Genomic DNA, 20,320 nt, shown 5'->3' with positions numbered 1-20,320 from the left:
AGATACTCGTTTTGCGCAATAGTTTCAAATAAAACTAATACCTTTGTACCATATTTATCAATACAAAGAGTATGACTTATCATCATTTATCTGTCTTGGTCCATCGTCAGGCTGAAAAGTATGGCGACAAGGTAGCCTTGAAATACCGCGACTACGAGACAGCACAATGGATTCCAATAACCTGGAATCAATTCTCCGGAACTGTACGGCAGGCTGCTAATGCTTTCGTAGCACTAGGAGTGGAGGAACAAGAGAATATCGGTATTTTTTCACAGAATAAGCCTGAATGGTTCTATGTCGATTTCGGTGCATTTGCCAATCGCGGGGTTACTATTCCGTTCTATGCAACGAGTTCGCCCGCACAGGCACAATACATTATCAACGATGCGCAAATCCGATATCTTTTTGTTGGCGAACAGTATCAGTATGATTCTGCATTCAGCATCTTCGGCTTTTGCTCTTCGTTGCAACAACTGATTATTTTCGACCGTTCGGTAGTAAAGGACCCGCGTGATGTCTCTTCCATCTATTTTGATGAGTTTATGGCAATGGGCGAAGGGTTGCCGCATAATGAGGTGGTAGAAGAACGTACCGCACGTGCTTCTTACGATGATCTGGCTAACATCCTTTATACTTCCGGTACGACGGGGGAACCTAAAGGTGTGATGCTGCACCATTCTTGCTATCTGGAGCAATTCCATACGCATGACGAACGCCTGACGACAATGACCGACAAGGATGTTTCTATGAACTTCCTCCCGTTGACACATGTGTTCGAGAAAGCATGGAGCTATCTCTGTATTCACAAGGGAGTGCAGATATGTATCAATCTCCGTCCGGCAGATATTCAGACTACCATTAAAGAAATCCGTCCGACACTGATGTGCAGCGTTCCCCGTTTCTGGGAGAAGGTATACGCCGGTGTACAGGAAAAGATCAGTGAAACGACAGGATTGAAGAAGGCATTGATGCTGGATGCGATTAAGGTCGGCAGAATCCATAATCTGGATTATCTCCGTCAGGGAAAGACTCCTCCGGTGATGAACCAGCTTAAATATAAGTTCTACGAAAAGACCATTTATTCTTTGCTGAAGAAGACGATCGGCATCGAGAATGGTAACTTCTTCCCGACAGCAGGTGCTGCCGTGCCCGATGAAATCAATGAATTTGTTCATTCTGTAGGAATCAATATGGTGGTCGGCTATGGACTGACAGAGTCTACGGCTACAGTGTCATGTACTTTGCCGGTAGGGTATGACATCGGTTCGGTAGGGGTGGTATTACCGGGACTGGAAGTGAAGATTAATGAAGATAATGAAATTCTGCTTCGTGGAAAAAGCATCACCAAAGGATATTATAAGAAAGCGGAAGCTACGGCTGCCGCTATTGATGCTGACGGCTGGTTCCATACGGGAGATGCCGGTTATTTCAAGAACGGACAGCTTTTCCTTACAGAACGTATCAAGGACTTGTTCAAGACATCTAACGGAAAGTATATTGCCCCGCAGGCGCTGGAAACCAAACTGGTTATTGACCGCTATATCGATCAGATCGCTATTATCGCAGATCAGCGCAAGTTCGTTTCTGCCTTGATTGTGCCGGTGTACGGGTTTGTCAAGGACTATGCGAAGGAGAAAGGCATTGAATACAAAGATATGGCTGACTTGCTGCAGCATCCTAAAATTATCGGTTTGTTCCGTGCCCGGATAGAGACCTTGCAGCAACAGTTCGCTCATTACGAACAGATCAAACGTTTTACATTGCTTCCCGAACCTTTCAGTATGGAACGTGGAGAGTTGACGAATACGTTGAAGTTGAAACGATCAGTGGTTGCTGAGAATTACAAGGAACTGATCGAGAAGATGTACGAAGAGTAACGGCAGATGATCAATGATAAACGGTGAACAGGTTGCATTCCGCAGGCTGTTCACCGTTTCTTTTTTATGTATCGGCCGGCCGATACAAGTACATCGTTTTTCAGTAACCGAAGATTTGTTGCTGAGTAAGTTCTTCAATCGGACCTACTGCCTTCAGCTTGTTCATATCAAGGTCTTTCTTATCTCCTAAAATACAGTATACATACGTGCGTCCTTTCACCCATTCCTTCTGAAAATCAACGATATCTTTCAATGTCATCGTCTGCACGTCATTGTAGAGTTTGATGCGAGGGTCTACATTCTGTCCCAGATCCTGTGCATTGATGTAAGTCCAGATAATATCGCTTTTGATAATGCGGTCGGTACGCATACGGTTGATCAGTCCTTCTTTGGCCAGTTTGAAGGCTGCTTCGGACTCCGGCATATTATTGATAATATCGTTAAACGTATTGACAGCATCAATCATCTTGTCATTTTGCGTTGCAATCTGGGTACGTATCGTGTATGGATACTTCAGGTAGTTTGGCGGCAACATGCCGGCCCATGCGGAATAAGCCAGTCCGCGTGTCTCACGCATTTCCTGGAAGACGATGGAATTCATGCCGCCTCCGAAATATTCATTATATAATTCGCGGGTAGGTTCGATAGCCGGATCATATTTCTTATCGAGATTGGAAATTTGCGCCATGTATATCTGTTTGGCTTCATAAGGAGCTATCAGCACTTTGGTTGTCGGAGTTTCAAGATAAGGATATTCGTTTCCTGCAGGAATATCTTTCAGAACAGCCGGCACCTGGTGATATTGGTCGATGGTGGCCAACAGGTCTTTGCTGCTGCTAGGCCCGTAATACAGGATGCGGTGTTTGTAGTTGTTCTGATTATGAATCCGGTCTACCAGTTCCTGTGGATTCATGCTGATGAGTTCGGCTTCTGTCAGCACGTTGGTGGCAGGAGACTGCGGACCGTACATTGCGTAATTCATCAGGCGGGAGAAGTTCTTTCCCTGGTTCAGTTTGGCATCTGTACGAGCTTTCAGAATATCTTCGACCAGATTTTCGTAAGCTTCCTTGTTCACTTGTGCGTCTGCAAGTAATTTTTCGAATAGCTGCATAGCGGCAGGCATATTCTCATTCAGGCCGGAGAGTACTACATAAGTACGTTCGTTGCCCGGGGAAACGTAGAAAGTACAAGCCAGACGATAAAACTCGCTTTTCAGTTCTTCCGGTGTCATGTCAGAGGTCCCCAGATATTCGAGGTAGTCGAAAGCAGTTCCCAGTGCCTTGTCGTTGTTATTGCCCATATCGAATACGTAGATGAGCTGGAAGAGGTCGTTGGCAACGTTCTGCTTGTAAAGTACCGGAATATCGGACTTGGCGGTCAGCTGGCTCATATCCTTCTTGAAGTCAAGAAATACGGGTTCGATTGGTTTTACTACACTCTCCTGTATAGAGGTAAGGAAAGGACTTGTCACATCCCGGTTGGACACGATAGGCGTAATTTCCGGTTTCGTCATTTTCTTCTCGTTCGGGTCCTTGCCTTGCTTCTTATAGATCACGGCATAATTGTCTTCCTTCAGATATTGGTTGGCAAAGGCTGCGATATCCTCTTTGGTCAGTTTGGCCATGCGGTCGATGGCGGTTACTTCGTCTTCCCAGTTTGTGCCGTCGATGAAGGAGTTGACAAACATATCGGCACGTCCTTCATTGCTTTCCATGCTTTGCAGTTCGTTGAGCTTGAAGTTGTTGATGTTGGCTTGCAGCATCTTTTCGTCAAATTCTCCGGTACGGAGTTTCTTGATTTCACTCAGCAACAGGTCTTTCACTTCCTCCAGTGTCTGTCCCTGCTTGGGCTGTCCGCCTAGTATCAGTGCCGAATAATCAGCCAGCCCCATCGGATAGCCGTAGCTGTTCAGTACTTTCTGCTGCTGGTTCAGATTCAGGTCGATGAGCCCTGCCTGCCCGTTGTACAATACCTGTGAGACAACTTGCAGGATTTCAAAGTCTTTGCTGGATGCACCGGGGAATCTCCATGCCAATGCTACGCTTTCGGCATCCGGACCTAACACTTCTTTCACGATGGGCGCTGTGATAGGATCTTCTTTCGGCAAGTCCAGTTTCGGAAGTTCCGGATTAGGCTTTAAGCTGCCGAAATACTTGTCGATCATGGCAATTGTTTCATCCGGGTCCAAATCTCCTGACATACAGATTGCCATGTTGTTGGGAACATACCATTGTTTATAGTAGTTCTTGATATTGGTGATAGAAGGGTTCTTCAGGTTCTCTTGCGTTCCCAGTACGGTCTGTGTGCCGTAAGGATGTTTGGGGAAGAGTGAGGAGAAGATAGCCTCCTGTATTTTACTGTTATCCCGGGTGAGAGACATGTTTTTTTCTTCGTACACTGCTTCCAGCTCTGTGTGGAAACCGCGTATGACGTTATTCTCGAAGCGGTCTGCCTGAATCTTAGCCCAGTTCTCTATCTGATTGGAAGGGATATCTTCCTGATATACAGTCTGGTCATACCACGTATAGGCATTGCTGCCGGTAGAGCCGATAGCAGCCATCAGTTTGTCATATTCGTTAGGAATAGCGTATTTGGACGCTTCGTAAGAAAGGCTGTCGATGGTGTGGTAGATTGCCTTGCGTTCCGCTTCATCCGTTGTTTTGCGGTATATCTCAAACTGTTGTTCTATCTGGTCCAATAGCGGCTTTTCTGTGGCATAATCCTGTGTGCCGTATTTGTCCGTACCTTTGAACATCAAGTGCTCAAAATAGTGGGCAAGTCCGGTCGTTTCTGCCGGGTCGTTCTTTCCGCCCACCCGTACGGCAATGAATGTCTGAATGCGCGGGGTCTCCTTGTTAACTGTGAGATAAACTTTTAATCCGTTGCCCAGTGTGTAGATGCGGGCTTTTAGCGGGTCATTAGGCACTGTCTCGTAGCTATACTTCTGCGGTGAGCTACAACTGCAGATCACTAATGCGAGGAAAAGTGATAAGCATGAAAGTTTCAGTAGTTTGTTCATAATGTGACAACATTTTAGTGACAGAAACAAAGGTAGCGGAATTTTTCTTACCTTTGCACCGAAAATAGAAATTTGTAAATTGTAAATGATAAAATTGTAAATCACATGATTACTATTGAACAACTTAAAGACGTGAAAGAGCGCACTGATGCGCTGAGGAGGTATCTTTGACATCGACGGGAAGAAAATTCAAGTCGAAGAAGAACAATTAAGAACTCAGGCACCGGGATTCTGGGATGACCAGAAGAAGGCGGAAGCCCAGATGAAACTGGTGAAAGACCTGCAAAAGTGGATTGATGACTATAACGAAGTCAAGACGCTGGCAGATGAACTGGAACTGTCATTTGATTTTTATAAAGAAGAATTAGTGACCGAGGGAGATGTGGACGCGGCTTATGCGAAAGCCAGTGAAGCGGTGGAAGCACTCGAACTCAAGAATATGCTGCGTGATGAGGCCGACCAGATGGCATGTGTGTTGAAAATCAACTCCGGTGCAGGTGGTACGGAAAGTCAGGACTGGGCATCAATGCTGATGCGTATGTATCTGCGCTATGCCGAAATGAACGGTTATAAGGCTACTATCGCCAACCTTCAGGAAGGGGATGAGGCAGGAATCAAAACCTGTACCATCAATATTGAAGGGGATTTTGCTTACGGTTATCTGAAAGGGGAGAACGGCGTTCACCGCCTGGTACGTGTTTCTCCGTACAATGCGCAGGGAAAACGCATGACTTCGTTTGCTTCCGTGTTCGTCACTCCGCTGGTAGACGACAGTATCGAAGTGAATATCTTGCCCGCCTGCATTTCATGGGATACATTCCGAAGCGGTGGTGCCGGTGGTCAGAACGTCAATAAGGTGGAATCCGGCGTTCGTCTGCGCTATCAGTACAAAGACCCTTATACGGGAGAAGAAGAGGAAATCCTTATCGAGAATACCGAGACTCGTGACCAGCCGAAGAACCGCGAGAATGCAATGCGTCAGTTGCGCTCTATCTTGTATGATAAAGAATTGCAGCATCGCATGGCGGAACAGGCGAAAGTAGAAGCCGGTAAGAAGAAAATCGAATGGGGATCGCAGATACGCAGTTATGTATTCGATGACCGTCGTGTGAAAGACCATCGTACCAACTATCAGACTTCGGACGTGAACGGAGTGATGGATGGCAAGATAGATGATTTCATCAAAGCTTATCTGATGGAATTTTCATCGCAGGAATCATAAAAACAAAAATTAGCGAGTGTTATTTTTGGAAAGTTAAAAGATTTGTTTTTACTTTGTTAGCGTTGAACTTTAAAGCTAGCATTATGGGTAAAAGTAAGAGAAAAGTAGCACATAGTAAGAAAGAGGAGGAACAGGCCCAGCGGGTAGTCAAGATAGTATTTGTTTCACTGATTATTCTGGCACTGATTATGCTGATCGCATATTCCTTTTTCGGCTGATTGATTCACCACAGGTTACGCAGTTTTGCATGGATGGAGACAGTAAACGTTGATCTCTCGACGGTGAATGTTCATGCTGACCAGGGTAGTCCGTGGTGAATTCTTTTTTTGTAATACCTTTGTCATTCGTGTAACAGTATTGTAATCTTTCTGTAATTTCACTGTATTTCTATTGTAATCTCCCCGTATTCTGCACGTCGTACCTTTGCCGCGAATTAAGTAGCAAGTAACCGAATGAGTAGAATCACAACAACCGTCGCTATCTTTTTACTGGCGACAGCAGCCTATGGACAGGCCAAAGAAGATGCCGGGGATGGCAAACAACTGAATAAGCAGACTATGGAACTGAAGGATTATCTGCCCGAAATTCATGGAACGATCCGGGGGAAATATGAGTTCCAGACAGAAACAAATGAAAGTCGTTTTGAAGTGCGCAATGCCCGTTTCAGTGTTTCGGGAAATGTACATCCTATCGTTGCTTATAAGGCGGAAATCGACTTGTCCGACGAAGGCTCCATCAAGATGCTCGATGCGTATACCCGTGTGTTTCCTGTCAAAAACCTGAATTTTACGCTTGGTCAGATGCGTGTGCCTTTCACGATAGACGCCCATCGTTCGCCTCATCAGCAGTATTTTGCCAATCGTTCGTTTATAGCCAAGCAGGTGGGCAATGTGCGTGATGTCGGTTTCACCGGTTGCTATACACAAAAGGAAGGTTTTCCTTTTATCCTTGAAGGAGGGTTGTTCAATGGTTCCGGACTGACCAATCAGAAGGAGTGGCATAAGACCCTGAATTATTCGATAAAAGCCCAGTTGCTGCCTAATAAAAACTGGAATCTGACTCTCAGCACCCAAATGATAAAGCCGGAGCATACACGTATTAATATGTATGATGCAGGTATCTACTATCAGAATCGTAATTTCCATGTCGAAGCGGAGTATTTGTATAAGATGTATGGACACGAAGCATTTAAGGATGTTCATGCGGTCAACAGCTTTGTGAATTACGACTTGCCGTTGAAGAAAGTATTCAATAAGGTTTCTTTTCTGGCCCGTTATGATATGATGACGGATCATAGCAATGGTCTGGCGGATAGCGAGACAGGCGCTCTGAAGATAAACGACTATGCCCGTCATCGGGTGACAGGAGGTATCACGCTGAGCCTTTCCAAAGCCTTTATTGCCGATCTCCGGTTGAATTTCGAAAAGTACTTCTATAAGAAATCCGGTGTTCCCAAAGAGTCGGAGCGAGATAAAATCGTCATTGAGTTTATGACGAGATTCTGATTTTTATGTTTACTTTTGTGCCATGGCACAAGAAATAGAACGTAAATTTTTAGTTACCGGTGATTTCAAACCCTTTGCATTTGCCCAAAGCCGAATAGTGCAGGGATATATATGCAGCGCCCGCGGACGGACGGTGCGGGTACGTATTCGTGACGATAAAGGTTATCTCACGATCAAAGGGGCCTCTAATGCATCGGGAACCAGCCGTTATGAATGGGAAAAGGAACTTCCCCTGTCGGAAGCCGAGGAACTGATGAAGCTTTGCGAACCGGGCATGATTGATAAAACCCGTTATCTGGTTCGTTGTGGCAATCATGTTTTCGAGATTGATGAGTTCTATGGCGAGAACGAAGGGCTTATTGTGGCCGAAGTGGAGCTGGAGTCAGAAGATGAGGCTTTTGTGAAACCGGAGTTTATCGGTGAGGAAGTAACCGGAGATATACGCTACTATAACTCTCATTTGATGAAAAAGCCGTATCAAACGTGGTGAATGTTAACAAATAAGCCGTATATTTGTTTTTAGTATTAAAAGAACAATGTATGGAACAGTTGTATAATTATTTACCGAGAGAACTGGTTACTTTCATCTTGGTTACCCTATTTTCTTTACTTATCGGACTGTCTCAGCGTCGCATTAGCCTGAAGCGTGAAGGAGAAACAACGCTTTTCGGGACTGACCGTACATTTACTTTCATTGGTATTTTAGGCTATCTGCTCTATATACTCGATCCTGCAGATATGCGCCTGTTTATGGGTGGCGGTGCTGTGCTCGGTCTGTTGCTGGGTTTGAATTATTACGTCAAGCAATCCCAGTTTCACGTTTTTGGCGTGACGACCATTATCATTGCGCTGATAACTTATTGTTTGGCCCCTATCGTGTCTACCCAGCCTTCCTGGTTCTATGTGATGGTGGTTGTGACGGTACTTTTATTGACAGAGCTCAAACATACCTTTACGGAGTTTGCCCAGCGGATGAAGAATGATGAGATGATTACGCTGGCAAAGTTCCTGGCTATCAGTGGCATCATACTGCCTATGCTGCCGCATAAGAATCTGATTCCTGATATCAACCTTACTCCTTATTCTATCTGGCTGGCGACGGTCGTCGTATCGGGTATCTCCTATCTATCCTACTTGTTAAAGCGATATGTGTTTCATGAATCGGGAGTGTTGGTTTCCGGTATTATCGGCGGACTGTATAGCAGTACCGCTACCATTTCGGTACTGGCGCGCAAGAGCCGAAAAGCTTCTGCGCAGGAGGCGAACGAGTATGTAGCTGCCATGTTGCTTGCAGTCAGCATGATGTTTCTGCGCTTTATGATATTGATTCTGATCTTTAGCAGAGAGATTTTTATGTCTATCTATCCTTATCTGTTGATAATGTCTGTGGTAGCTGCTGTTGTCGCGTGGTTCATCCATTCCCGTCAGCGACGTTCCAAAGACCTGTCGGCTGACTCGGAAGAGGAGGACAGCAGTAACCCGCTTGAGTTTAAGGTAGCCCTGATTTTTGCCACTCTCTTCGTGATATTTACCGTTTTGACACATTATACGTTGGTTTATGCGGGTACAGGCGGATTGAATCTGCTCTCTTTTGTGTCCGGACTTAGCGATATTACACCTTTTATACTGAACCTGTTGCAGAATACAGGAAGTGTTGCTGTGCTGATTGTTGTGGCATGCAGTATGCAGGCTATTATCAGTAATATCCTGGTGAATATGTTTTATGCTTTGTTTTTTGCAGGGAAAGGCAGTAAGTTACGCCCCTGGATTCTGGGAGGATTCGGAACGGTGATTGGAGTAAATCTTGTGCTGCTGTTGTTCTTCTATTTTATTTGAGTTCGTATAGTGGTTGCTATATGAAAATACTCCATTATATTTTGTTCTCTGAGAAAGTAGCTATCTTTATATTTAGATACAATAGTATCTGAATAGTGCGAATAGCGGACTAATTGAATACAATGGTATGCTTTGCTTTATAATTTTGATATAGAAAGAACGGAAGAGTTACTTGCAATTCTCGCTCAGAACATGCAGAAACGAAGGCTTGAGAAAGGATTTTCCCGTGAGGCTCTTACTGAACTTAGCGGAGTTCCGACGCCTACTATTGCCAAGTTCGAGCAAAAGCATACTATCTCATTGGCCTCTTATGTGGCGTTAGCAAAAGCGTTGGGTTATTCCAAAGCAATAAAAGAACTTCTATCCGAACCGCTATTCAACACAATGGAAGAGCTGGAGATGATTAATAAGAATAAAAATAGAAAGAAGGGGCGTAATGAAATTTATAAATAAACTGATAGTTACCTATCACAGTAGAAGTGTTGGAACTCTCAGCATGACACCAGATAACCGGCTATGCGCATTTCAGTATGATAGAGAATGGTTGGCTGACGGATTTTCTATCTCTCCGCTTGACTTACCATTAAAACCTGATTTGTTTATTGCTAAACCGCAACCTTTTTGGGGAAACTTTGGTGTTTTTGAAGACAGTCTCCCTGATGGGTATGGGCGTTATTTACTTCATCGGCTGCTTAAGAAACAGGGTGTGAATGACAATGAACTGACTCCTTTGCAACGACTGAGCATAGTTGGAACATCGGGGGTGGGGGCTCTTTGTTATATACCGGAAACAGCATTCCTCGAAAAAAGGAAAAGAGATGATGCAGGCTATTGCAGAAGGATGTGCTGAATTGTTATCCGAGAATTATAGTTCTGCTTTTTGACAGACTTTTATAGTGTAGGTCTGTCTTTTATGTGCTGTTCTTTGTGGTGAGAAGATAAGTTGCATTGTCAACTAAAAAATAGCTCTATGTGACATTCAACACATAGAGCTAAATTTTCTCTCTAAAATGCTAGATCTATATTACCAGCTCCAATCGCTTAATGTATAATTAGCTTCAACTTGCTTCTCTACATCATCAGGTAAATTAATGAAAAAATCAAATCCTGTTTCTTTTTCTAATTCATCTATTGACAATACATAATCTTTAAGTTCTTTGCTAGAGTAAGGTGGAACTTTGAGATTCTCATGTGGTAGATAAAAGGCTATAGCTTTATAGTTCTTATTGCTACAATAAAGAACAGCCATAAAGAAATATTTAGGTATAGCGATTCCATTATCAATGTATCCTTTAATTTTGTTAGGACCTATGGTGCCACCTTTAATGACATAAAGAGTGTCGCTTGCTTGAGTTATTTTTCCCCATTTTTGTACGACTCCTTCTGCTTTATCCCATGTAGTTCCACTTTGATTGAATCCTGTTTGTAACTGTGGACTTATATTTGACATGTAGAAAGTTTGTTTATTTGCTTCTACGGAATATTGTCTATCGGATGAAGCACATAAGTGTCCTCTTGTATATCCATTGGCACTGAAATTATAATCGTCTTTGTAGGTTTGATATTGCTTAGGAATGTTGGGATCAGGTTGATAATTCTCATTTCGTCCTACACTGCCTCCTGTTGTATTGTCAAAACGATAAGCTACCCAATAACAATGTTTATACTCATAACTATATTCTATACTATATGTTGGATAATCTTTACCGTTTCGTTTGGTGCTATGAGTGATAAATTGATTCATGTTCCCTCCTAATAATTTAGGAATTTCAATCCTTCCTGCATATCCTGATGGATCAGGATCCGGATCAGGCTCTTTACCATTTCCTTCTTTTTGAGTGATAGTTACATTTTCACTCTTTCCATTGGATGTTACAGTAATAACAGTATAGCGTTCATCCCCATCATTAGCGGATACTGAACAGATAGTAGAGGCATTTCCGTTTCCTTCTTTATTATTTATTGTACACCAACTATCCTTACTGGAGGCGGTCCACTTACCATCGGTCTTTATTTGGAGAAAGAAACTGCCTCCCTTTGCGGAAACTTCATTGTTTTTAAGGTCTGTATTAACGGTTAGTCCGCTAATATCGTCTGCTGGATCATTGTTGTTATCACTACCGCATGCCGTAAACAGGGTAGGGAGCAAGATTAATAGTAAGGTTTGGATGAATTTTTGTTTCATGAGTTATCTGTTCATTAGTCTTTTTGTTCCTTGATTAAATAAATGATAGTTGGTAGATGGTCGCTATACCCATTGAGCCACACACCTCCGGCATGTGTCCTTTTAGGGTATCCTTTATACTTTCCTTCTTTCTGAAACATAAAATCTCTTCTAAAGATCTCATGTCTGAAATATTTCAATGTACTTCTGTCATTACCTAATAGGTTGCCTGTGAATACAATTTGGTCAAATAGATTCCATTTACCATCATACATAAGAGTACCCGTTCCTTTTTTCAATGTGTCCCACCAAGGATTATATAAATCATGAGGCTTGGTGTCCTGAGGCTTACGTTTTGCGCCCAAGGCTACTGCCATACTCTTATCCATCGGATCATCATTCATATCTCCCATGATGATTACCTTTGCATTTGAGTCCTCATTTAATAATGAATCTTTTAAGGCGCGAACTTGTTCACCCGCTCTTTCACGGGCAGGAGATGCAGCCGCGCGTGAAGGCCAGTGATTCACGATAAAATGCACTTTCTCGCCATCAAGGATACCGCTGGCAATAAGGAAGCCACGGGTTTTATAAGTCGTATCATTGTTTTCGTAAATATATGGAGCAAGTTTACTGGCTGTGAGTTGGAAGAACTTGGGATTGTAGAAAAAAGCACAATCTACACCACGTCGGTCCGGACCTTCATAATGCACAATTTCATAACCTCTATCCGACAGAGCCGGCTGTTTCAGCAAGTCTTCCAATACTCTTCTGTTCTCCACTTCTGACATCCCGATAATGGTTGGACCTAAGGGTAATTTATCGGTTGAAAGCTGGCTAAGTATTTCAGACATGTTTTTCAGCTTTGCTTCATACTTCATCGCATTCCATTTATTCTTGCCATTAGGTAAATATTCGAAGTCATTTTTACCCGCATCATGAATTGTATCGAACAGATTCTCAAGATTATAAAACGCCGCACTGTAAAGTGCATACTTTTTCTCCTGTGAATAGCTTGTTATCGAAATGAACAGTAACAGGCTCCATACCATTAAAAACTTTTTCATTATTTTTCTTTTAATTAGGTTTCCGAATATTACATTGATTTGACAAATATCTAAAAAGAAAACGGAAAAACAAGTGATATACCCTATTTTTTCTTTGTTTTTTCTTGTTATATCCCTTTTTTTTTGTTGTTTTGTACTCGCCTTGTAACATAACTGTGAAAATTATAGCTACAAATTAACACTAATAATAATTTAAATTATGAAACAAAGATTAGGAATAGTGATTGCATTATTTTGTCTTTCGCCAGCTCTTTTTGCTCAACAGAAGGTTCAAAAGAATGCACGTGAAGATAATGCTTCTTTCACATTCACCGAATCGCAATTGAATGAAGATGATGATGCTGCTCAAAGTGTATCTGCTTTTGTCTCTTCCAACAATGATGTGTATCTTTCTAATGTCGGCTATTTGTTTAGCCCTATGAGATTTCGCGTAAGGGGCTATAATTCGCAGTATAGCGATACCTATATCAATGGCGTATTATTCAATGATGTAGAAACTGGACGTTTCAGCTATGGAATGATCGGTGGATTGAATGACGCTACGCGTAACAAAGAAGGTATTAGTGCTTTTGAAGTGAATAACTTTACTTTTGGTCCGATTGGAGGAGCTACTAATATTAATATGCGCGCCAGCCAATATGCAGCGGGATCTAAGTTAAGCCTTTCCGGATGTAATCGTAGCTATATTCTGAGAGGTATGTATACTTATTCTACAGGCTTATTGAAGAATGGCTGGGCGTTTACAGGTTCTGTTGGATACCGTTGGGCAAATGAGGGGGTGATTGAAGGTACATTTTATAATGCTTTCTCTTATTTCCTGGCAGCCGAAAAAGTATTTAATGATAAGCATAGTTTGTCAATAGCTACTTGGGGTGCTCCTACAGAAAGAGGACAGCAAGGTGCTTCTACGGAAGAAGCTTATTATCTTGCAAACAGTCACTATTATAATCCAAACTGGGGTTATCAGAATGGAGAAAAACGTAATGCGCGTGTAGTACGCTCTTTCGAACCTTCTGCTATTGCTTCCTGGGATTTTGATATCAATAAAGATATGAAATTGAAAACAAGTGCAGGATTTAAATATAGCAATTATGGTACTAGCGCTCTTGGTTGGTCAGGTAATGCTGCGGACCCTCGCCCTGATTATTACAAGAAACTGCCTAGTTCTATTTTCAATGTATATGATAAATCGACTGTACCGAGTGAAGATGAACTGGCTTTGTTCAATGAAGTGACAGAACGTTGGAAAACAAGTAAGTCAACTCGTCAGATTGATTGGGATCAGATGTATTTCGCTAACCAACAGGCTAATGCTTTAGGCAAAGAGACTTTGTATTATCAGGAAGAACGTCATAATGACCAGTTAGCTTTCAACTTTAGTTCAATTTTTAATCATACTATCGATCAGCATAATAGTTATATTGTAGGTGTTGCCGTAAATTCTACCAAAGGTATGCACTATAAGAAAATGAAAGATTTGCTTGGTGGAGAGTTATATACGGATGTTGATAAGTTCTCTGTTCGCGATTATGGATATAATTCTTCTGTTATTCAGAATGATTTGGATAACCCTAACAAACGTATTGGCGAAGGTGATAAGTTTGGTTACGATTATAATATCTTTGTAAACAAACAGAATGTATGGGCGCGCTATCAAGGTGATAATGACGGACATTTCAATTATTTTGTATCAGGAAAGATCGGATCTGCTCAAATCAGTCGTGACGGTAAGATGCGTAATGGTCGTGCTCCGAAAAAATCTTTAGGAAGCAGTGGTACTGCTAAATTCCTGGAAGGTGCGGTAAAAGCCGGATTTACATATTCTATTAATGGTAATCATGCATTGATCTTAAATGCAGGTTATGAAAACCGTGCTCCGTTAGCCTATAACTCTTTCATCGCTCCTCGTATCAAGAATGATTTTGCACATGGCTTGAGAACTGAGAAGATTTATAATGGAGAGTTGACTTACCGCTTTAATACTCCTGTTGTTTCAGGACGTATCACCGGATATTATACTCGTTTCAATGATCAAGTTGAAATGGATGCATTCTATAATGATAATGAAGCTCGTTTTACTTATCTTTCTATGAGTGGAATTGATAAAGAAAACTGGGGAGTAGAAGCAGCTGCAACTGTTAAAATAATCTCTAATTTATCTTTGACTGCTATTGCTACTTGGTCTGATGCTCGTTATATGAATAATCCGACCGCGGTTCGTACATACGAAAGTGAAAGTGAATCAAATGTTGACCGTGTTTATTGTAAGGGACTTCGTGATAACGGTACTCCGCTTTCAGTATATAGTCTTGGATTAGATTATAGCTTGAAGGGATGGTTCTTTAATGTTACCGGAAATTATTATCAACGTGTTTATTTGGATTTTTCTACTTACCGCCGTTTGGGTAGTGTATTAGGAAAATATTCAGATGGCGCTGTCGATGCAAACGGTAATCCGGTTGGTTATGATGTGCCGGGGCAAGAAAAGCTTGATGGTGGTTTTATGCTTGACGCATCAATTGGTAAGTATATCCGTTTGAAAAATGGTAAGAGCTTGAGTATTAATCTTAGTGTAAACAACATTCTGAATAATACAAACTTGCGCACTGGTGGATATGAGCAGAATCGCGATGATAGCTATGAAGATGGAGAAGCACGTACATATGTATTCTCTAAGAACTCGAAGTACTATTATGCTCCTGCTTGCAATGCTTTCTTAAACATTGGATATAGATTCTAAATTAATGGGCAAATTAATATAAGAAAATGATATGAAAAAGATAACATCAATTTTATCTGCCGTGCTGTTACTAACGTTGGGCGTTTCGTCATGTATGGACGATTTCGATACACCGGTGACGGGGAATGCTTACGGTAATAATACTATAAATGAGCAACGGACAATTACGATTGCTAATTTGAAAGAAAAATACAGCTCGATTATTTCAGCCAATCAGTTCCAGACAATTACTGAAGAAACTCGGATCTCCGGGGTAATTGTGGGTGATGACGAAAGTGGAAATATCTATAAACAGCTAATTGTAGCTGATGAAACAGGAGCTATTGTTGTAGGTATTAACTCAACAGGTATTTATGCTAATTGTCCGGTAGGACAGAAAGTAGTGATTGACTGCGAGAACCTTAATGTCGGTGGATATGGTATGCAGGCTCAGATAGGTACTACTTACAAAGGAGCTATTGGTCGTATGGATTTAGCTGTATGGTTGGATCATGTTAGACTCCTTAATAAGCCTCAGTTATGGTATGACGAACTCATCCCGACCGATCTTACCGGTGCACAATTAAAAACTCTTGATAAAGATTTAGCGCCTATGCTTGTAAGGTTCAAAGATGTAACAATTAAAGAAGCTGATGGTACTAGTACCTTTGCTCCTGACGATTTGAAAGATGGCGGTAATGGCGTGAACCGTACATTAGTGTTGGATGACAACTCAACATTAACATTCCGTACGAGTGCATATGCCAACTTCTCAACGGAGGTAATGCCTACAGGAAAAATTAATGTGATAGGTATTTTGAGCCGCTATAATAGTACGTGGCAGATTGTAGCTAGAACATATAGCGATATTCAAAGAAATAATTAATAAAATAAATATTCAACTATTATGAAAAAGATTCTAAATGCTTTATTCTTGACTATTATAACATTAGTCACATTTAGTTGTAGTGATGTTCCTGCTCCTTATGATATTGAAGGGGGCGGGAATGGCGAAGGACCTGCCTTGACTGGAGATGGTACGAAAGAGAATCCTTATGACATAGCAAGTGCTATGACAAAACAGGATAATTCAGAAGCTTGGGTAATGGGATATATTGTAGGTTGTATTAATGATAAGAGTATTTCTACTGATGCTGTATTTGCACCTCCTTTTACAAATCCTGCAAACATTTTGATTGCTGCTGATGCTGATGAGACTGATTATAAGAAATGTATTCCTGTTCAATTAGTATCACAAACGGATGTTCGTGCAGCTCTAAATTTAGTAGATAACGGTGCAAATTTGGGTAAGGCAGTTGTAATTAAAGGTCAGTTGACGAAATATTTCGGTGTAGCAGGTCTTAAAAATCCTACTGCTGCGGTTCTTGATGGCAAAGATATTGGTGATGGCAGTGATCCTGAGCCAGGCGATAAAGATAATCCATTAGGCTTGGATGATTCTAAGAAGAATAACACTTTCTCTGCTGACTTTGAAGATTTGCTGGCGAATAATGATTATGAGTTGGAAGGTTGGTATAATGTTGCAATTGAGGGTGGTAGACGTTGGCAAGGAAAGACTTTTAATAATACAACGACGGGTAAAACAGACAAATATATTCAAGCTACTTCATACGGTGGTACTGGTGATAAGTTTGAATGTTGGTTTGCAACTCCTGCTTTTGAAGTAGATCAAGTTAAGGATAAGAAAGTATCTTTTGACTGTGCTGTATATAATTATGCGACGGCTTCTGCTAACTCTAAGTTAGAAGTTTATTTTCTTCAGTTGGTAGATGGCAAAATGGTTTCTACTCCAATCAATGTAGCAGGAATGCCAACCACAGATAATACATGGGTAACATTGACAGCAGATTTGAGTGCTCAATCTGGTAAAATAGGATTTGTTGGATTTAAATATACAAGTACTAGCTCTTCTGAAGCGTTAAGTTATCGGTTGGATAATATTAAGGCAGGTGCTCAAGAAGGAGAAATACCAGGTGAAGATGATCCTTTTGATTTGAATGTATCAGATGTAAAAGAGAGCTTTACGGTAGATTTTGAGGATATGGTGCAGGATCAGACATATGTATTATCTGGTTGGGTGAATAAGGGTATGCCTGATGCATATACTTGGAAAGGTGCTGCATATAATTCTGATAAATATATAAGAGCTAATACGAAAGGAGCAGATAAAGGAAGTACTGTAGAATCTTGGTTTATAACTCCCGCTTTTGTTGTAAATGCTTCTAAGAAGTTAACATTTGATTGTGCAGGAGCTAATTGGGCTGCTAATCCTTCTTTGAAAATTTATTTCTTGCAGAAGTCTGTTGATGGCAAGCTTTCAAGACATGAAATTGCAATGGAAGCTATTCCTACATCTGGGACTAATTATACTTGGGTAAAAGATATTGAAGTGAATTTGAGTAGCTATGTTGGACAAACTGGCTTTATTGGTTTTCAATATATGGGAACTGAACCTGAAACTGGTGGCATGCCTACTTATCAGTTAGATAACATTAAGTATGGAGAAGGTGGAGAAGAACCAAATCCAGGAGACGCTGATGGTACAATAGATAAGCCTTTCTCTGTTGCTGATGTAATTAGTAAGCAATCGGAGACGCCAATTGCTTATGCTGTGGGATATATTGTTGCAGGAATTAAAAATGATACTAAAATAACGACAATTAGTTCTGCTGAGGATGTATTATTCGGAGGAACAGGGCAGGATGTCAAAAATACTGTTGTTTTAATTGCGGATTCTAAAGGAGAAACTGATTATACAAAATGTGTTGCTGTGAATCTGCCAACGGGAGATTTACGAACTGCTGTAAATTTGCAGGATAATCCAGAAAATGTAGGGAAGAAACTTACTATCAAGGGTAAATTTAGAACTTATTTTGGGATTGGAGGCTTGAGAGATGTGAATAAGTCAGATAGTTATAAACTCGAATAATTAAGGTTTAATTAGTGAAGGAACCTATAGTCATATAGATTCCTTCACTCTCATGTATATAAAATGAGAAAACAATATAATAAATATTATAGTATTTTTTTTCTTGTAGCTTTCATAATCGTCGGTATATCTTGTTCTAAAGATGACTCTAGTGAATTTGATGAGAAGTGGGAAGGAGATATTGAACTGCCTGCTTTACACAATAGCACTGCTGATATTTTTTTATCTCCGACTACTATATTCAATGGTCAACAAGTGACTACCTATAGTATGGAGTATGACAAAAGAAAAAAGCATGCCCGTTGGGTAGCCTTTAAATATTATAATGTAACAGGACAAACAAATTGGAATCGTAATGATTGGAAACAGACAGAATGGGGTGGTGACCCTTGGCAGTCTGATCCGAATATTTCTCAGTCTGATCAACGAGTACAGAGTGATTTTGGAAAGCAGGGATATGACCGTGGTCATATTTGTGCTTCTTCAGACCGTCTTTATTCAAAAGATGCTAACGAACAAACTTTCTATTATAGTAATATGAGTCCGCAAAAGAATTACTTTAATACAGGTGTTTGGAGCGACTTGGAAGGAAAAGTTCGTACTTGGGGACGGAGTAGTACTTTCCGTGATACTCTTTATGTAGTGAAGGGGGGAACTATAGATAATGAAAGCCAGATATGGACATATATTGGTGGCGATAAGACGAAGCCTGTTCCTAAATATTATTTCATGGCCTTACTTTGCAAAAAAGGAGAAACTTATAAAGCAATTGGTTTCTGGATGGATCAAAGTACGACAGCAAAGCCTGCCTTATCGGAATGTGCCAGAACGATTGACGAATTGGAAGAATTGACAGGATTGGATTTCTTTCATAATCTACCGGATAACTTAGAGAATGCAGTAGAAGCTAAGTACGCAATATCTGCTTGGACTGGGCTGCAATAGAATAAAGCTTTTTATTTTAGCTGAAGTTTACCTTCATTTTCCATATTTTCCTATCAATAGGAAATAAAAGTGGGAGATGGAGGTTTTTCTAATTAATATAGGAATGTGTCTGGTTTAAGCCTCACGGTTATCGCAATCATATTTGAGTAAGAAGTTGTTTTTATAGTTTTTGTTTGTTGCTAATTCTTCTCCATAACCTCTCCATCCACCCATCCTCTGTTTTGCTTAGCGTATCAGACACCATCGTGATCACCTGTTGGTTTAACCTGTTTTGTTCGGTTGCCATCGCTTGCCGTTTTTCGAGTAGTGCGATTGTTCTTTGCTGATGCTGAAGGTCTCGTTTTTGCAATTCGATGACTTCAAGAGATAGTTTGCATATTTCTGCTTGATTCATACAGAGTTGCTCCAACGTCTGAATGTATTCTTTGATAGGAAGAGCTTCGTGCCAGCACAGGAATTTCTGAAGGCTCTCTTCGTCAATGATAAGAGTAGTCTCAGTGAAAGATGCGGTAATTGCTTCCGTTTCTGCCCACAAACAGACGTCTTCCTCCTTGACTTCGTATTTGTGTACGGCTTCGTCTATGCTAATCCATTTCGGCATAGTGTTTCTTTGTTTATGTGTTTAACAAAAAAGAGTGAATAAGTCTTGGTAAGTGTGGTGCAACAAGCATCCCTGCATTTTGCTTTCCAGTCGGAGGGTTGTGGGGTATGGGGATTATGAAGGGAACCGACCGGATACAAAAGAGGCATGGATGCTGTTGAACCATTATCTGTACTCGAGGTCTAGCAAACCCTACTAAAAGATAATGATAACAACAGACATCCACGCCAATCGTTTATATATAACACATCCATAACTGATATGTTGATATATAGCAATTCACGTGGAGTATCTGTTGTATCATCTCTCTTTAGTATGAAATTGCTAGTTTCGAGTACGAGAGACAATACGTTATTTACTCCAATAAAGTAATAAAAAGCACTACCCGCTTATTACATCTCGCTGATGTGCAGAA

15 protein-coding genes and 1 pseudogene are annotated in these 20,320 nt (G+C 41.1%); 12 read left to right on the top strand and 4 right to left on the bottom strand.

Annotated features, from left to right (window positions below; genetic code table 11):
• Positions 1-71 precede the first annotated feature (71 nt).
• Entirely contained in the window at positions 72-1,877 is a 1,806-nt protein-coding gene (locus BLW31_RS10250) for an AMP-dependent synthetase/ligase (RefSeq protein ID WP_010536257.1), read from the top strand.
• A gap of 100 nt (positions 1,878-1,977) precedes the next feature.
• Here BLW31_RS10250 and BLW31_RS10245 read toward each other — a convergent pair whose 3' ends face one another.
• A complete protein-coding gene (locus BLW31_RS10245) occupies positions 1,978-4,896 on the bottom strand; it encodes a M16 family metallopeptidase (protein WP_029425229.1) in 2,919 nt (972 codons plus the stop codon).
• A gap of 105 nt (positions 4,897-5,001) precedes the next feature.
• Here BLW31_RS10245 and prfB point away from each other — a divergent pair.
• From prfB to BLW31_RS10215, 7 genes and pseudogenes are all read left to right on the top strand, one after another.
• A protein-coding gene (gene prfB / locus BLW31_RS10240) for a peptide chain release factor 2 (RefSeq protein WP_162097087.1) occupies positions 5,002-6,118 on the top strand; the annotation gives its coding sequence in 2 pieces (ribosomal slippage) (positions 5,002-5,064 and positions 5,066-6,118; 1,116 coding nt in all).
• Positions 6,119-6,201: 83 nt separating this feature from the next.
• Positions 6,202-6,336, top strand: coding sequence for a hypothetical protein (locus BLW31_RS24755; RefSeq protein WP_010536260.1), 135 nt, complete (start codon positions 6,202-6,204; stop codon positions 6,334-6,336).
• Positions 6,337-6,570: 234 nt separating this feature from the next.
• Positions 6,571-7,623 carry a porin gene (locus tag BLW31_RS10235; RefSeq protein ID WP_010536261.1) on the top strand — a complete coding sequence of 351 codons (1,053 nt, stop codon included), beginning with the start codon at positions 6,571-6,573 and terminating at the stop codon, positions 7,621-7,623.
• A gap of 22 nt (positions 7,624-7,645) precedes the next feature.
• Positions 7,646-8,113, top strand: a complete 468-nt coding sequence (locus tag BLW31_RS10230; protein ID WP_010536262.1) for a CYTH domain-containing protein — start codon at positions 7,646-7,648, stop codon at positions 8,111-8,113.
• 50 nt (positions 8,114-8,163) lie between these two features.
• The gene (locus BLW31_RS10225) at positions 8,164-9,459 is read left to right on the top strand and encodes an MgtC/SapB family protein (protein WP_010536263.1); all 1,296 of its coding nucleotides are present in this window, start codon (positions 8,164-8,166) and stop codon (positions 9,457-9,459) included.
• A 192-nt stretch (positions 9,460-9,651) separates the two neighbouring features.
• The gene (locus tag BLW31_RS10220; protein ID WP_229035600.1) at positions 9,652-9,912 is read left to right on the top strand and encodes a helix-turn-helix domain-containing protein; all 261 of its coding nucleotides are present in this window, start codon (positions 9,652-9,654) and stop codon (positions 9,910-9,912) included.
• Positions 9,896-10,267: pseudogene (locus tag BLW31_RS10215) on the top strand (HipA N-terminal domain-containing protein); the annotation flags it as partial. The gene BLW31_RS10220 and the pseudogene BLW31_RS10215, both read left to right, overlap by 17 nt.
• A 216-nt stretch (positions 10,268-10,483) precedes the next feature.
• Here the strand turns inward: BLW31_RS10215 and BLW31_RS10210 are convergent.
• Together BLW31_RS10210 and BLW31_RS10205 are read right to left on the bottom strand one after the other, a co-directional pair.
• Entirely contained in the window at positions 10,484-11,644 is a 1,161-nt protein-coding gene (locus tag BLW31_RS10210) for a DNA/RNA non-specific endonuclease (RefSeq protein ID WP_010536266.1), read from the bottom strand.
• Positions 11,645-11,658: 14 nt separating this feature from the next.
• On the bottom strand, positions 11,659-12,690 hold the full coding sequence (locus tag BLW31_RS10205) for an endonuclease/exonuclease/phosphatase family protein (RefSeq protein WP_022302178.1): 1,032 nt from the start codon (positions 12,688-12,690) through the stop codon (positions 11,659-11,661).
• 199 nt (positions 12,691-12,889) lie between these two features.
• Here BLW31_RS10205 and BLW31_RS10200 point away from each other — a divergent pair, with 199 nt between their 5' ends.
• From BLW31_RS10200 to BLW31_RS10185, 4 genes are all read left to right on the top strand, one after another.
• A complete protein-coding gene (locus BLW31_RS10200) occupies positions 12,890-15,430 on the top strand; it encodes a TonB-dependent receptor (protein WP_010536268.1) in 2,541 nt (846 codons plus the stop codon).
• 31 nt (positions 15,431-15,461) lie between these two features.
• Positions 15,462-16,295, top strand: coding sequence for a DUF5689 domain-containing protein (locus BLW31_RS10195; protein WP_022302180.1), 834 nt, complete (start codon positions 15,462-15,464; stop codon positions 16,293-16,295).
• Positions 16,296-16,316: 21 nt separating this feature from the next.
• Positions 16,317-18,359: a DUF6359 domain-containing protein gene (locus BLW31_RS10190; protein WP_010536270.1), complete on the top strand. Its 2,043-nt coding sequence runs from the start codon at positions 16,317-16,319 to the stop codon at positions 18,357-18,359.
• Between the two features lie 63 nt (positions 18,360-18,422).
• Positions 18,423-19,304 carry a DNA/RNA non-specific endonuclease gene (locus BLW31_RS10185; protein ID WP_010536271.1) on the top strand — a complete coding sequence of 294 codons (882 nt, stop codon included), beginning with the start codon at positions 18,423-18,425 and terminating at the stop codon, positions 19,302-19,304.
• A 160-nt stretch (positions 19,305-19,464) separates the two neighbouring features.
• On the opposite strand, the gene BLW31_RS10180 is transcribed toward BLW31_RS10185, so the two are convergent.
• Positions 19,465-19,905 carry a hypothetical protein gene (locus BLW31_RS10180; protein ID WP_010536272.1) on the bottom strand — a complete coding sequence of 147 codons (441 nt, stop codon included), beginning with the start codon at positions 19,903-19,905 and terminating at the stop codon, positions 19,465-19,467.
• Positions 19,906-20,320 lie beyond the last annotated feature (415 nt).

The sequence above is a fragment of the Bacteroides faecis MAJ27 genome, from assembly GCF_900106755.1.
In the GTDB taxonomy this organism is placed as follows: Bacteria; Bacteroidota; Bacteroidia; order Bacteroidales; family Bacteroidaceae; genus Bacteroides; species Bacteroides faecis.
This window is presented reverse-complemented; position numbering and strand designations above follow the sequence as displayed.

Coding starts and splice junctions, on each gene's coding strand:
- BLW31_RS10250 (WP_010536257.1), top strand. CDS start 72: ATGACTTATCATCATTTATCTGTCTTGGTCCATCGTCAGGCTGAAAAG.
- BLW31_RS10245 (WP_029425229.1), bottom strand. CDS start 4,896: ATGAACAAACTACTGAAACTTTCATGCTTATCACTTTTCCTCGCATTA.
- BLW31_RS24755 (WP_010536260.1), top strand. CDS start 6,202: ATGGGTAAAAGTAAGAGAAAAGTAGCACATAGTAAGAAAGAGGAGGAA.
- BLW31_RS10235 (WP_010536261.1), top strand. CDS start 6,571: ATGAGTAGAATCACAACAACCGTCGCTATCTTTTTACTGGCGACAGCA.
- BLW31_RS10230 (WP_010536262.1), top strand. CDS start 7,646: ATGGCACAAGAAATAGAACGTAAATTTTTAGTTACCGGTGATTTCAAA.
- BLW31_RS10225 (WP_010536263.1), top strand. CDS start 8,164: ATGGAACAGTTGTATAATTATTTACCGAGAGAACTGGTTACTTTCATC.
- BLW31_RS10220 (WP_229035600.1), top strand. CDS start 9,652: ATGCAGAAACGAAGGCTTGAGAAAGGATTTTCCCGTGAGGCTCTTACT.
- BLW31_RS10210 (WP_010536266.1), bottom strand. CDS start 11,644: ATGAAACAAAAATTCATCCAAACCTTACTATTAATCTTGCTCCCTACC.
- BLW31_RS10205 (WP_022302178.1), bottom strand. CDS start 12,690: ATGAAAAAGTTTTTAATGGTATGGAGCCTGTTACTGTTCATTTCGATA.
- BLW31_RS10200 (WP_010536268.1), top strand. CDS start 12,890: ATGAAACAAAGATTAGGAATAGTGATTGCATTATTTTGTCTTTCGCCA.
- BLW31_RS10195 (WP_022302180.1), top strand. CDS start 15,462: ATGAAAAAGATAACATCAATTTTATCTGCCGTGCTGTTACTAACGTTG.
- BLW31_RS10190 (WP_010536270.1), top strand. CDS start 16,317: ATGAAAAAGATTCTAAATGCTTTATTCTTGACTATTATAACATTAGTC.
- BLW31_RS10185 (WP_010536271.1), top strand. CDS start 18,423: ATGAGAAAACAATATAATAAATATTATAGTATTTTTTTTCTTGTAGCT.
- BLW31_RS10180 (WP_010536272.1), bottom strand. CDS start 19,905: ATGCCGAAATGGATTAGCATAGACGAAGCCGTACACAAATACGAAGTC.